Genomic DNA, 14,902 nt, shown 5'->3' with positions numbered 1-14,902 from the left:
ATATAAATATGGTAATAGACATTTTTGGTGTAAAGGATATTATGTAAATACGGTGGGAAGAAATAAAAAAGTAATAGAAGAATATATAAGGAATCAATTACAAGAAGATATAGCAAATGACCAAATTAGTATGAAAGAGTATATAGATCCGTTCACAGGAAGAAAGAATAAGAAGTAAAATAAGTTAATTAACCCCTTGAGGGGTGGTGTGAGAAGGTAAAGCGGTTGGCGGACTAATTCAGAGTGTCTTAAGACACCTGCAAGTACCATGCCCTTATAGGGCTAGAGCAAACCACCCGTTTTACGGGTGGTTATGATTTATGTAAAAAATAAAAAAATATTCATATTACCTATTAAAATTATGCTAATTTGGTGGTAAAATAATCAAGGAATAATTAAGAATAGTGAGGTAGATTATGAAACTAGGATTTGATGCAAAAAAATATTTGGAAGAACAATCAAAGTATATTCTTGAAAGAGTTAATAATTACGACAAGCTTTATTTAGAATTCGGAGGTAAGCTTCTGTTTGATTTACATGCAAAGAGAATACTTCCAGGTTTTGATGAAAATGCGAAGATCAAACTTCTTCATAAGCTGAAGGAAAAGGTTGAGGTTATTATTTGTGTTTATGCTGGTGATATCGAAAGGAATAAGATTCGTGGAGATTTCGGGATAACCTATGACATGGAGGTTTTAAGACTAATTGATGATCTTAGAGCATATGAACTTCATGTTAATAGTGTTGTGATCACTAGATATGATAATCAGCCTGCGGTAACTGTATTTATGAATAAGCTAGAGAGAAGGGGAATTAAGGTATATACCCATAGTGCAACAAAGGGATATCCTACTGATGTGGATACCATAGTTAGTGACGAGGGCTATGGGAAAAATCCTTACATTGAAACAACAAAGCCTATTGTGGTTGTAACTGCTCCAGGGCCAGGTAGTGGCAAGCTTGCCACTTGTTTAAGTCAGATGTATCATGAGCACAAGCTGGGAAGAGTAGTCGGATATTCAAAGTTTGAAACTTTTCCAGTTTGGAATGTACCACTTAAGCATCCCTTAAATATTGCATATGAAGCTGCAACTGTAGATTTGAAGGATGTAAATATGATTGACTCCTTTCATTTCGATGCTTATAATGAAATTGCGGTTAACTATAATCGTGATATAGAAACTTTCCCTGTACTTAAGAGGATTATTGAAAAGATTACAGGAGAGGAATCTATTTATAAATCACCAACAGATATGGGCGTTAATCGAGTTGGATTTGGCATTATCGATGATGAAGTTGTTAAAGAAGCTTCTAGGCAAGAGATTATCAGAAGATATTTTAATACTGGCTGCGAATATAAAAAGGGATATGTAGACTTAGATACATTTAATAGATCAAGACTTATTATGGAAGAGCTTAATCTTAAGGCAGAGGATCGTAAGGTTGTTATGCCAGCTAGAGAGAGAGCAGCAAAACTTAAGGAACAATTTTGTAAAAATGAACAATATCCTGTGGTAGCTCTTGAGCTTCATGATGGAACAATTTTAACTGGTAAAAGCTCAGACACGATGGATGCAGCAGCAGCAGTGATTTTAAATGCTATAAAGAGGCTTGCCAATATTTCAGATAAAATCCATTTAATTTCGCCAGTGATTCTTGAACCAATAATTAATCTTAAGTCAAAGACTTTTGGGAGTAAGATTACATCATTAAATTGTGAAGAAATTCTAATTGCACTTAGTATTAGTGCGGCCACTAACCCAACGGCAAAGGTTGCTATGGAAAAGCTATCCATGCTGAAGGGATGTCAGGCTCACTCTACAACTATTTTAAACACAAATGATGAACAGACCTTTAGAAAGCTTGGTATAGATGTTACCTGCGAGGCTGAATACTCTTCAGATAGTTTATATTACAATAATTAATTAGGATTTATGATAAGTTTTATATAAAATGATTATAAAAATTAAATAAAATTGATTGAACAAAAAAAGAGTTCATGAAAATTTTTTGTGAATTCTTTTTTTATTTTAAATGAGGAAATTGCATAATACATTTAAAGAATTTTTTAATACAAAATGTAGTAGAGAGAGTTAAGAAAGCTATCTACATATTTTATTTCAAAATTATTAGTGTTAATTATGCAAGTTTCTCAAATAAAAGATAAGTAATTTTAGAGTAGTATAAATTTCATAGAATTTATTTTTAATTTGTAATATAGAGAATTACCTAAATTAATAAATTTTAAATTTATTTATTCAGCAAGGTATATATAAATGAATTTTAATCAAGTAGAAATGAAAAAGATTCATTATCTTTCCTGTCTGATTTATTATATCTTAGCTCATTAATTGCTAAAAATAGAGATGAAGAAATAGTTTTTGCCATCTTATATATATCGCCTAAACGTATTTTATGATCATATATGTCGATTTCTTCTCTTGTTTCCCAGGTCGTACCTATTATAGATATATGTCCGATTTCAGGTAAATTCTTACCAAAGCCTTTACCTGGTGAAATAGAGCTGTTAAATATTTTGATTTCACCAACTCTATTTCCGCGGTTAGCGTCAATGGCTATTATAAGTGTATCTTTATCAACTTCTTTTTTGATTCTTTTTTTCATGTTTAAAGCATGTAGGGGAGATTCTAGTGTTCCAATTATTTTAATGTTATTTGAAAGTATATTTTCCGATAACATTGTCCCTATCATGGGTCCCAAGCTATCTGGAATAATTCTATCGGTACCAATGCAAACAATAGTGATTTTTTCATTTTCTTTAATGAAGCTTTGTATATATTTTGCTATACTTATAACAGAACTGTTATCATAAATATGTATTAAAAGTTCATTCATAGCCTGATGCCTCACTTGCAGTAAATATTAATTAAATAGGTAATTTAATAATTTTTACATATTGTACACATGAATTATGATATACAATAATTATATCACATGAAAATAGTTAAATAAATAATTCTTTAAATTTTTAAAATATTGATTATATAGAATTTACATAGTAAAACTTAATTTATACATGTACAAATATGCAACGTTTCTGGGCGTTTTGGACATGTATAAATTAAAGTTTTTACTTAAACTCCTATATAGATTTCTCATGATAAAACTTATTAGAAAGACCCTAGCACTTACAACTTTGAACATGTAACTTACAACTAACACCTGTCGTTGTATGCCTTTGTATTAAAGTATAATAAGAAAATAACCAGAGCATCAAAAGTCTGGTTATTTTCTTATTATAAATCTATGTACTTTCGAATATTAGCATCATTTTGGATTTTAGCCTCAATTAATGGTTTCTTACAAGACATAAATGTAGTAATTCCAGGTCCATGACCAGCTTTTATACAGTCACTATGAATAACAATACCTATTGTTACAGCACCCTTGAGATAACCTCTGCCAAAAGTATTATCACAATCTTCTAGTAAAACAAAATCACCAAACCTTAGCTTATCAATTCCTAGTTTCTTAATTAAATCCTTATCTTGGGTCATTATATCATAGTCGCCAGAATGTCCCTTTGAACTACCTATACCAGAACCCATAAGCACTGCTGGAATTTTACAAACTACAGGAAAATGCAGCTTTCCATTTCTTTCATCGATTTTAATTTTTGAAAAAATCTCAGGATCAATTCCTGTCATTATTATTTCAGGATAATCAATCAGTTTAAGTCCTTGGCCATGGGCTTTTATGAGAATCTTATCATCTACTGCCATTTTTTCCATATCCTCATCATGAAATTCTATTATAGTATGCTCAATGCCTCCATGCCCACCTAGCACATAACCAACAGCTCCCTTTGCATCACCTGAAACAACCTTCGCTATATTTCCTGGACATGCTAAATTCATAATTGCATCGTTTTCAGCTTTATCTTCATTTCTGATAGATACGCTTGGCTCAACATGATCACATTCCCAACCAAAAGCAGGATCCCCAACGTGCACATTATAGGTTATACCTCCAGTAGCTGGTAATATCCTAGGTTCACCTTCATGGGAAATTCTATAGTTTCCTCCAAGGGGATGATGAATTTTTCCTTGTACTGATTGAATAACAAGCTTGTCTTTATTAGTTTTAATCATATAAGCGCCTCCTCATGTTGAAATTTCAACCATATATTACATATGTTTATAGACAATGTAATTATATCATATTTCATATATGAGGGTCATCTAATTTACTTTTTTAGAGAATATTAATCAAGTAATTTTTTAAAGAAATTTTCGTTGTTCTTCTGAAGTAATATTTTACTATTTTATTGAGCAAAAGTGATTAATCGATAAATTGCAAGTGTTGTTGATTAGAATTGCAAATAAATACATTTAAGAAGAGAATAAATATACATAGACATTATATTTAACAAAGATATCGTTTTCCTGCAATAATTAGCATTTATGCGGATTGATGCTAGAATAACAATGAAAAAACATTGAATAAAATGAATAAATATGATATAATTTCAAACAATAAAATTTTCAGAAAAATGAATTTTGAATTAAAACACATTCGCATTTATTGAAGTAAAAGGAAGGTGTGAAATTATGAATGGAAATGGATTACCACAAAAGCAGGGACTATACAATCCAAATATGGAAAAAGACAGCTGTGGAGTTGGATTTATTGCTAATATCAAGGGAAAAAAATCTTACTACATACTAAAACAAGGGTTAGAGATATTAAAGAATTTAAAGCATCGAGGAGCAGTAGGTGCAGATGCAAGTACTGGAGACGGATCAGGTATTATGTTTCAGATACCCCATAATTTTTTTAAGAAAGAGGCTGAGAGGCTAGGCATTGCTTTACCTGAAATTGGGGATTATGCTGTTGGTGTAATTTTTCTTCCAAGACAGCCAAATGCACGGTTGTTTTGTGAGGGTGTATTAGAGCGAGTGCTTAGAGAAGAAAACCAAAAACTTATAGGATGGAGAAAAGTTCCAATAAATGAAGAGGCTTGTGGAGAATTTGCTAAAGCTACTCGACCAGCTATTATGCAAATCTTTATTCATAGAAAGGACCAAGATGAAGGTTTATTTAAGAGAAAACTTTATGTTGTTAGGAAACGAGTAGAAAATATAATAAGGGAAGAAAAAAAGCCATATACTGAAAGCTTTTATATTTGTAGTTTATCTAATAGCACAATAGTATATAAGGGGCAGATATTGGGTTATAGGCTGGAGGATTTTTATATTGACTTGTTAGATGAAAGCATTGAAACCTCCATAGCTGTAGTTCATGAAAGATATAGTACAAATACCTTTCCATCATGGAAGCTTGCACAGCCCTTTCGTTACATTGCTCATAATGGTGAGATAAATACGATTAGAGGAAATGTTAATTGGATGAATGCAAGGGAAGGAGTAATGTACTCTAAATTATTACAAAAAGATTTTCATAGGATCTTGCCAGTGATTGAACCTAGAGGAAGTGATTCTTCAGCTCTAGATAATGCATTAGAGATTTTTACTGTTAATGGCCATCCCTTGGAAAATATATTAATGATGTTAATACCAGAAGCGTGGGAAAATAATACAAAAATAGAAAGAAATCAGAGGGGTTTTTATGAATATCATGCAAGAGTAATGGAGCCTTGGGATGGTCCAGCTACAGTTGCATTTTGTGATGGAATTAAAGTTGGTATAAAGGTAGATAGAAATGGACTTAGACCAGCACGATATTTAGTAACTAAGGATGATTTCGTAGTTATGGCATCAGAAACTGGAGTAGTAGACATTTTACCAGAAATGGTAATAGAAAAGGGATGTGTAGAACCAGGAAAGATATTTTTAGTTGATACAAAGGAGGGTAGAATTTTATATGATAATGAGATTAAGCGTTTAGCATCTACAAGAAAGCCCTTTGCTGATTGGGTTATGAAAAACAGAATGTCACTAAAGGATATTTGGGAGCCTGTTGAAGGGCAAAAAATGAACTGTGAGATTTTGTATAAGAAGCAATTAGTATTTGGATTTACTAAAGAGGAATTAGAAAAGGTCATCGCATATATGGTAGATAAAGGGAAGGAACCTATCGGATCTATGGGTATAGATATACCCCTTGCAGTATTGTCTGAACGTCCTCAGCTTCTATTCAATTATTTTAAACAAATGTTTGCTCAGGTAACTAATCCATCAATAGATTCTATAAGAGAAGAATCTATAATGTCCTTAGTTCAATTTATAGGAACTCATGGCAAGCTATTGGATGAGATAGAAACAGAGAAGGATAATAAATATATAAGAATTGAGCATCCGATTTTGAAAAATGATGAAATAGAAAATATAAGAAGGCTTAATACAAGGGACTTCAAGGCTATTACAATACCTATTGTTTTCCAAGCAGATCATGAAGAAAATGGTTTAAAACAAGCCTTGGATTATCTATGTAAACGTGCCGAGGAAAATGTTAAACGTGGATATAATATACTTATATTAAGCGATAGGAATGAAGACATGTATAATGCACCAATCCCCAGCTTGTTGGCCTTGAGTGCTGTACATCATTACTTAGTTAGAAAAAAACTAAGAACAGCTGTAGATTTAATAGTAGAAGCAGGAGACGCTAGAGATGTCATGCATATTGCATTATTAGTTGGATTTGGGGCAAAAGCTGTTAATCCATATATGGTCTTCGAATCCATAGCTTATATGGTAGAGAATAATAAATATATAGAGAATATAAAAACCTTCGATGAAGGCTGTAAAAATTATATTAATGCAATTTGCTCAGGACTTTTAAAAATATTATCAAGAATTGGAATATCAACCCTTCAAAGCTATTGTGGTGCTCAAATATTTGAGGCTGTAGGGATAAATCAGGATGTAATAGATGAGTATTTTAGTGATACCCCTGCTGTTCTTGGAGGTATTGGATTAAATACTATTTCTAAGGAAGTGCTATTAAGACATACCTTGGCATATAGGCAGTTTAAAGGTCTAGATATGGGAGGTGAAATTTATTGGAATAATAAGGGAGAATATCATATATTTAATCCTAAAACAGTTAAACTTCTTAGAGAAGCCTCAGTAGACCATGATTTTAGTAAATATAGGGAATATGCTTATGAAGCCAATGAAAAAAATCAGAGGATTGCAACGATTCGTGGTTTAATGAAGTTCAAGAATGGAAAAAACATACCTATAGAAGAAGTTGAGCCAGTTTCGGATATTTTAAAGAGATTTACTATTTCTGGAATGTCATTTGGTTCATTAAGTAAGGAGTGCCATGAGACTCTGGCTATTGCAATGAATAGAATTGGAGCTACTAGCAATTCTGGTGAAGGAGGAGAAAACCCAAGCAGATATGAGACAAGATCAGGAGGAGAAAATGCTAATAGTAGAGTTAAACAGGTTGCATCTGCTAGATTTGGAGTTACTACCAATTACCTTGTAAATTGCGATGAAATACAGATAAAAATTGCTCAAGGAGCAAAGCCAGGGGAAGGAGGACACTTGCCAGGAAATAAAGTAACTGCTGAAATAGCAAAGGTTCGACATTCGGCTCCAGGAATAGATCTAATATCTCCACCACCACACCACGATATTTATTCAATAGAAGATTTATCTCAATTGATTTTTGATTTAAAGAATGTTAATCCAAAAGCTAAAATAAGTGTAAAACTAGTATCTAGAATTGGTGTTGGTACAGTTGCAGCTGGAGTTGCAAAGGGTCATGCAGATAAAGTTTTAATAAGCGGATACGATGGAGGTACAGGTGCCTCACCTATCAGTTCTATGAAATATGTGGGACTTCCTTGGGAAATAGGTCTTTCTGAGACTCAACAGACATTGTTGTTGAATGATTTAAGGAGCAGGATTATTGTGCAGGTTGATGGGAAAATGAGAACGGGTAGAGATGTAGCCATTGCAGCATTATTAGGGGCTGAAGAATATGGTTTTGCTACTTCAGCATTAGTAGCCTTAGGCTGTAGGATGTGTAGACAGTGTCACCTTAATAAATGTTCAATGGGAATAGCAACTCAAGAATATAATTTGCGTAAGAGATTTAAAGGTAGGCCTGAGGATTTAATTAATTATCTTAAATTCGTTGCCCAAGAACTACGACAAATAATGGCAAAGCTTGGTTTTAGGAAAGTTGACGAAATGATTGGAAGAGCAGATGTATTAGAGATTAGAAAAAATGATAAGTATAAAATAAAACAATGCGATTTGTCGTCTATATTGTTTAAGCCAGAACTGCCATCAAGAGTTGTTGGAAGATGTATTATGGACCAAAAACACGATCTTGACAATGTTTTAGATAAGAAATTAATAGAAAACTCTTTGGTAGCTATAGAACGAGGAATAGAGGTAGAACATTCATTAAAGATAAGGAATACAGATCGTTCCTTTGGAACAATGTTGAGTGGTGAGATTGCAAAAAGGCATGGAGACAATGGATTAGATGAAGATACTATTGTAATAAATGCTTTAGGCTCGGCAGGTCAAAGCTTTGGAGCTTTTGCTGTAAAAGGATTAACCCTAATCCTTCAAGGAGATGCCAATGACTATCTTGGAAAAGGGTTATCAGGTGGGAAAATTATATTATTTCCTCATAGAAAAGCCATATACAGTACAGATAGAAATATTATTGCAGGAAATACGTTACTCTATGGTGCTACTGCAGGGGAAGTATATATTTCTGGAAGAGTTGGGCAAAGATTTTGTGTGCGTAATAGCGGTTCAGTAGCTGTTGTTGAAGGTATTGGAGATCATGGATGTGAATATATGACGGGAGGAATAGTTATTATACTGGGTACAACAGGCAAAAATTTTGGAGCAGGAATGAGTGGAGGAGAAGTCTATGTGCTAGATGAAAATGAAGAATTTAGAAGTAAATGCAATAAAGAAATAGTTGGGATTGAAATTTTGACAGATTCTCGTGATATTATGAAGGTAAAAAATCTTATTAGTAAACATTATGATTATACAAGAAGCTTGAAGGCTAAAAGAATATTAGAAGAATGGGAATGTTATTTAAAGAAGTTTTTAAAAGTCACTTCTCAGGCTTATCAAAAACAACTAGAGTCAATATGTTAAAGATAAAACAAAGGCTTTACTAATCAAGTATTTGATTAGTAAAGCCTTTAAGCTGTAATAGATAAAAATTATAATATATCGGTTGTGAATACAAATTCATCCCTGTGAGGACCCTCTCCCCAATAATTCAAGGAAAAAGTTGGAAACTGCGATAAAAAGTCCATAGAAGTATTGCTGGTGCTAAAAGTTATTGCCTCTTTTAAATAATTAACAGATTTTGTTTTTTGATTTGTATAAAGTTGAATGTTTTTTTTATTCATAAGAATTCCCTCCCATCTAAATTATATATAAATTTAATTTTATATATAAAAAACTCGTCCTGTGTGTTTTACTTAAGGACGAGTTTTACCCGTGGTACCACCTTAATTGCATCCTTTGATTTAAAGATGCCTCTTGGGGTTTATCTAAACCTAAGCCTTTATCGAGGCTAGTCGGTATCAACTACAAGATAGAATCCTTCGAAGATACTGCTCAAGAGTGATTCATAAAATATAGGTAGTATCGGTTTTCAGCTGTTCCCGACTCTCTGTAACTACACATATATAATATCCTTCTCCTTCATTGCATTCATGTATATTTATTAGGTTTTTTGTATTATAACAAGAATAAAAGTAAAAGTCAATACTATTTTCAGAAAATTATGAAATATCAAACGTTTTCCTAGAATATTTATTGATGTGAATTTATAGTAAAAAATATTTAAAAATAAAGTGAAAAGCTTAATAAAATAATTCTATAGTTCAACTTGACAAAGCACAACTATACAAGTATAATCGTATACAATAATACATTACAAAAACGTAATAACTTATAGCTGAGAATATTCGAAAGGAAGGTCTGTATGAATAAAAGCTTAACATACAAAATTCTTGAAAAGAATCTATTGAAGGGAAGGGTAGTAGAAGAGAATGAAATTTCTATTAAGGTGAATCAAACACTTACACAAGATTCCACTGGTACAATGGTTTATCTTCAATTAGAATCAATGGGAATAAAGGATATTAAAACAGATTTATCTGTAGCTTATATAGATCATAATACTTTACAAACAGGTTTTGAAAATGCAGATGACCATGAATTTATCAAATCTGCTGCTGCAAAATATGGAATAATATTCTCAAAACCTGGTAACGGAATTTGTCATCAATTGCATCTAGAAAGATTCGGAAAGCCTACTGATGTATTGATAGGATCTGATAGTCATACACCTACCTGTGGCGGACTTGGAATGCTTAGCATCGGTTCAGGAGGTTTAGATGTAGCAGTAGCTATGGCAAAGGGATATTATTTTCTAAAGGTTCCAAAGGTACTTAATGTAGAATTGAAAGGAAAATTGAATCCTTGGGTTTCTGCAAAGGATGTAATATTATTTATTCTAAAGAAGTTGAGTGTAAAGGGTGGAGTAGGATATGTTATAGAATATTCTGGTGAAGGGATTAAAGAACTGTCTGTAACTGACAGAGCTACAATAACAAATATGGGAGCAGAGCTTGGTGCTACAACTTCAATTTTTCCAAGTGATGAGATTACAAAGGACTTTTTGGTAAGACAGGGTAGAGAAAAGGATTTTAAATATTTAACTGCCGATGATGATGCCCATTATGATAAAAAAATTAAAATCGATTTGAGTGATATAAAGCCTATGACAGCTATGCCACATAGTCCCGATAATGTTTTTCAAATTAAAGATATAAAAGAATTAAAGGTAGATCAAGTTGTAATAGGCAGTTGTACAAATTCCTCTTATACCGACTTGATGAAGGTGGCAAAGATATTAAAAGGGAAAAAGGTACATCCTGATGTGAGTTTAGTTATTTCTCCAGGATCGAGTAATATATTGGGAATGATGGCTGACAATGGTGCTTTAGGTGATTTGATTTCTGCAGGTGCAAGAATTATTGAAGCGGCTTGTGGACCTTGTATTGGGATGGGTCAAGCCCCTAAAACAGATGCAGTTTCTCTGAGAACCTTTAATAGGAATTTTAAGGGGAGATGTGGAACAAAAAGTGCAGATGTGTACTTGGTTAGCCCTGAAACAGCAGCTGTTTCAGCTATTGCTGGATATTTAACAGACCCGTCAACCTTTGGCGAAATGCCTGATATTAAAATACCACAAAAATATGATGTTTATGATAATTACTTTATCTATCCTTTAGAAAATAGAGAAGGATTAGAAGTTAAAATGGGTCCAAACATCAAGCCTTTTCCAGTAAACAAGGCATTAAAACCAAACTTAAATGGAAAGGTATTATTAAAAACTGGTGATAATATAACAACGGATGATATTATGCCATCTAATGCTAAGCTTTTACCTTACCGCTCAAATATACCTGAATTATCTAAATATTGCTTTGGAACTATAGTTGATGATTTTGACATAAGGGCAAAGGAAAACAAAGGAGGCTTTGTTATAGGTGGAGAAAACTATGGGCAAGGGTCTAGTAGAGAGCATGCGGCTTTAGTGCCTCTTTATCTTGGTGTAAAAGCAGTAATAGCTAAGTCCTTTGCAAGAATTCATAAATCTAATTTGATAAACTCAGGAATAATTCCTTTTATATTCAAAAATAAAGATGATTATTATATTTTGGATGAATTTGATGAGATAGAGTTGGTAGATGTGATAGAGTCCCTTGATTCTAGTACAGAGATAAAACTGATTAATAGAACAAAAAATATCACTATGGAATTGATTTTTCAAGGCTCAAAGAGAGACATTGAGATATTAAAAAAAGGTGGTTACTTAAATTTTGCAAAGAAAATAAATGACTAATTTAGAGGTGAAAATAATGTATGATATAACTCTTATACCTGGAGATGGCATTGGACCAGAGGTAATAGATTCAGCCAAACAGGTTATTGAAGCAACAGAGATAGATATGAATTGGGACATAGTAAATGCAGGAGCAGATGTATATGCTAAAAAAGGTATTCTTGTTCCAGATGAAGTTTTTAAAAGTATAGAAAGAAATAAGATGGTACTTAAGGGTCCTATAACAACGCCTATTGGATGTGGGTTTAGAAGCATTAATGTATTACTTAGAAAAAAATACGATTTATTTGCAAATATAAGACCTGTAAAGAAAATTAAAGGAATAGAAACTCCATTTAAAAATATAGACCTCGTTATTTTCAGAGAAAATACTGAGGGACTCTATAGTGGGATAGAAGTAAAGGAACAAGAAGATGAAGCAAGGGCTATAAAGGTTATTACAAAGAAAGCATCACTTAGAATTATAAAGGAAGCCTTTGAATATGCTCAGAAGAATAATAAAGAAAAGGTAGCTGTAGTTCATAAGGCTAATATAATGAAGCTTGCCGATGGATTGTTCTTAGATTGTGCAAGGGAGGTTGCCAAAAGCTATCCACATATTGAGTTGCAGGAAGTTATAGTTGATAACATGTGCATGCAATTAGTAATGAATCCTTCAAAATATGAAGTAATTGTTACAACAAATCTATATGGCGATATTCTATCAGACTTATGTGCTGGGCTTGTAGGAGGGCTAGGGCTTGTACCAGGAGCTAACATCGGAAGGGATATGGCTATATTCGAAGCAGTCCATGGAAGTGCTCCAGATATTGCAGGAAAAAATATAGCTAATCCTACTGCAGTAATATTATCGGGAGCTATGATGTTAAATTATTTAGGAGAAAACAAAAGATCAAAATTAATAGTTGATGCAGTTGAAAGAACAATAGAAGAAGGGAAATATGTAACAGTGGATCTAGGAGGTACAGCTTCAACTACAGAAATGACTAAAGCAATAATTCAAAACTTAGTAGACTAAATAAACGTTATAAGTATAAATATAAAACTTGGAATTTAGATTTTAGATTAAAGATAAACAACTTCAAGGCTTAATAAATTTCAAAAATGTAGAAATCTTTATTATTTTCTTCGAAATTTATCTTGAATGTCAATCTTGTTTATCTATAGATATTTCAGTAAAACAATTAATTTATAAACATCAAAAATCCTTAAAAGCTCGGGATATTTTGATATATATAAATTGAGTTTTACTATTGGAAATCTATATAATAAAGTATATGGTGTCTTTTTAAAAAATAGAGGGGGTAAAAAAATTGAACAAGGATTCTTCAGAAAAAATATTTGATGAATTGGCAATGATAGCAGAGAAGAATAATTATATAAAACCTGAAATATATAATATGTTTAATATAAAGAGAGGTTTAAGAAATAGTAATGGCACTGGCGTAAAAGTAGGTCTTACAAAGGTCGGTTGTGTTAAAGGCTATGAGCTTCGTGATAATAAAAAAGTACCTGCAGAAGGAGAACTGTTTTATAGAGGGATAAGGCTTACAGAGTTTGTAAAGGGATTTCAACAGCAAAGGCGTTACGGCTTTGAAGAATGTGTATATCTTCTATTGTTTGGTGAACTTCCAACTAAGAAGAGATTTGATGAATTTAAGGATTTGCTTGATGAATGGAGAAAATTACCCCAAAGCTTTACAGAAAATATGATTCTTAAAATTCCAAGTAAAGATATTATGAATAAACTTCAAAGGAGTATATTGGTATTATATTCACATGACGATGATCCTGACAATATTAGTGTAAAGAATTTATTGATGCAAAGTATAAAGCTTATAGCTAGATTTCCAACAATAATATCATATGGTTATCAAGCAAAGGCCCACTATTTTGATAATAAAAGCTTGTTCATACATTCACCTCAAAAAGGTATAGGAACTGCAGAAAATATTCTTTTTATGATTAGACAGGATAATAATTATACGAAAACTGAAGCGGAAATTTTAGATTTATGTATGGTAATTCACGCAGAACATGGTGGAGGAAATAACTCAGCCTTTACTACCCATGTTGTTTCATCTTCAGGAACGGACACCTATTCTGCTATTGCAGCAGCAGTAGGAGCTTTGAAGGGACCTAAGCATGGAGGTGCAAATGTTAAGGTAAGGGAAATGATACTAGATATCAAGAGGAATGCTATCAATTGGAAAAATAGGGATATGCTCAAGGATTACTTATTAAAAATACTCAGAAAGGAAGCTTTTAATAAAGAAGGTTTAATATATGGTATGGGTCATGCTGTATATACCAAATCAGATCCAAGGGCGGTACTTCTTAAAAAAAAGGCTTTAGAATTAGCCATTGAAAAAGGTGCAGTGGAAGAATTTAATTTATATAAAAATATCGAAGAGCTTACAATTGAAATTTTTAAAGAGTTAAAGGGCGAAGATACGATCATATGTGCTAATGTAGACTTGTATTCGGGATTTGTTTATGAGATGTTGAATATTCCACAAGAACTTTATACACCTCTTTTTGCAGCAGCTAGATTGCCTGGTTGGTGTGCCCATAGAATCGAGCAGATCGTTAGTGATAAGAAGATTCTAAGACCAGCCTATGAAATTGTAGATATTGGTAATAAGTATATTCCTATGGACGAAAGAGAAAGGGAGGCAGATCATTTCAGTCATCTTCTAGCTAGTGGGAGCTAGGTATAGATATTCAAGTAAAATAATTAATTCCATTTATGCAAATATTAAAGTCAAATTACCATACTAGGATAATAAATGTTTAACATCCTAGTTATTCCAGTAAAAAAGCATATAAATACTCTGTTTTACCTTGCTTGTTTTTAAAAATTTAAGCAGGTAATTTCAAGGAATGATATATACTTTGTAAAGGTACATTTTGCTGAGCTTGATAATAAATATATTTAATAAATTTCTTAGCAGTTACATTTTTGCAATACCTAATTGTCTCTCCAATTGTTTTAAGAGATAACTGCCACTCAGAAACTCGGAAAATCTCTAAAAATGTATATGCCAAGAAGCAGAGTGAAAAATAT

At 32.4% G+C, this 14,902-nt stretch carries 9 protein-coding genes, 1 pseudogene and 1 other annotated feature; of the genes and pseudogenes, 6 read left to right on the top strand and 4 right to left on the bottom strand.

The genetic code is table 11. The annotated features are described in order from the left end of the window. A partial coding sequence (locus tag BUB36_RS16675) for a transposase (protein WP_207550845.1) occupies positions 1 to 178 on the top strand: 178 nt, incomplete at its 5' end. Positions 179 to 416: 238 nt separating this feature from the next. Continuing rightward, positions 417 to 1,925 (top strand): DUF1846 domain-containing protein, encoded by a 1,509-nt coding sequence (locus BUB36_RS16670; protein WP_073152899.1) that lies wholly within the window; start codon positions 417 to 419, stop codon positions 1,923 to 1,925. A gap of 358 nt (positions 1,926 to 2,283) precedes the next feature. On the opposite strand, the gene yyaC is transcribed toward BUB36_RS16670, so the two are convergent. Together yyaC and BUB36_RS16660 are read right to left on the bottom strand one after the other, a co-directional pair. Next, positions 2,284 to 2,856, bottom strand: a complete 573-nt coding sequence (gene yyaC, locus BUB36_RS16665; RefSeq protein ID WP_073152897.1) for a spore protease YyaC — start codon at positions 2,854 to 2,856, stop codon at positions 2,284 to 2,286. 401 nt (positions 2,857 to 3,257) lie between these two features. Beyond that, positions 3,258 to 4,112, bottom strand: coding sequence for a DUF4438 domain-containing protein (locus BUB36_RS16660; RefSeq protein ID WP_073152895.1), 855 nt, complete (start codon positions 4,110 to 4,112; stop codon positions 3,258 to 3,260). Positions 4,113 to 4,571: 459 nt separating this feature from the next. On the opposite strand from BUB36_RS16660, the gene gltB reads away from it, so the two are divergent. Further along, positions 4,572 to 9,065: a glutamate synthase large subunit gene (gltB, locus tag BUB36_RS16655; RefSeq protein WP_073152893.1), complete on the top strand. Its 4,494-nt coding sequence runs from the start codon at positions 4,572 to 4,574 to the stop codon at positions 9,063 to 9,065. A 68-nt stretch (positions 9,066 to 9,133) separates the two neighbouring features. Here gltB and BUB36_RS16650 read toward each other — a convergent pair whose 3' ends face one another. Further along, complete coding sequence (locus BUB36_RS16650; protein WP_073152891.1) at positions 9,134 to 9,325, bottom strand: hypothetical protein; 192 nt, start codon at positions 9,323 to 9,325, stop codon at positions 9,134 to 9,136. 71 nt (positions 9,326 to 9,396) lie between these two features. Then, positions 9,397 to 9,636, bottom strand: a binding site (T-box leader). Between the two features lie 270 nt (positions 9,637 to 9,906). Here BUB36_RS16650 and BUB36_RS16645 point away from each other — a divergent pair. The 3 genes from BUB36_RS16645 to BUB36_RS16635 all read left to right on the top strand — a co-directional run bounded on the left by BUB36_RS16645 (position 9,907) and on the right by BUB36_RS16635 (position 14,549). Beyond that, positions 9,907 to 11,835, top strand: coding sequence for an aconitate hydratase (locus BUB36_RS16645; RefSeq protein ID WP_073152889.1), 1,929 nt, complete (start codon positions 9,907 to 9,909; stop codon positions 11,833 to 11,835). A 16-nt stretch (positions 11,836 to 11,851) separates the two neighbouring features. Continuing rightward, positions 11,852 to 12,853, top strand: coding sequence for an isocitrate/isopropylmalate dehydrogenase family protein (locus tag BUB36_RS16640; protein WP_084112103.1), 1,002 nt, complete (start codon positions 11,852 to 11,854; stop codon positions 12,851 to 12,853). A gap of 295 nt (positions 12,854 to 13,148) precedes the next feature. Continuing rightward, positions 13,149 to 14,549, top strand: coding sequence for a citrate/2-methylcitrate synthase (locus tag BUB36_RS16635; RefSeq protein WP_278247862.1), 1,401 nt, complete (start codon positions 13,149 to 13,151; stop codon positions 14,547 to 14,549). Positions 14,550 to 14,697: 148 nt separating this feature from the next. On the opposite strand, the pseudogene BUB36_RS20015 reads toward BUB36_RS16635, so the two are convergent. After that, a pseudogene (locus BUB36_RS20015) lies at positions 14,698 to 14,902 on the bottom strand (hypothetical protein); the annotation flags it as partial.

Origin of the sequence: Paramaledivibacter caminithermalis DSM 15212 (assembly GCF_900142245.1) — a bacterium.
Taxonomy (GTDB): Bacteria; Bacillota; Clostridia; order Peptostreptococcales; family Caminicellaceae; genus Paramaledivibacter; species Paramaledivibacter caminithermalis.
This window is presented reverse-complemented; position numbering and strand designations above follow the sequence as displayed.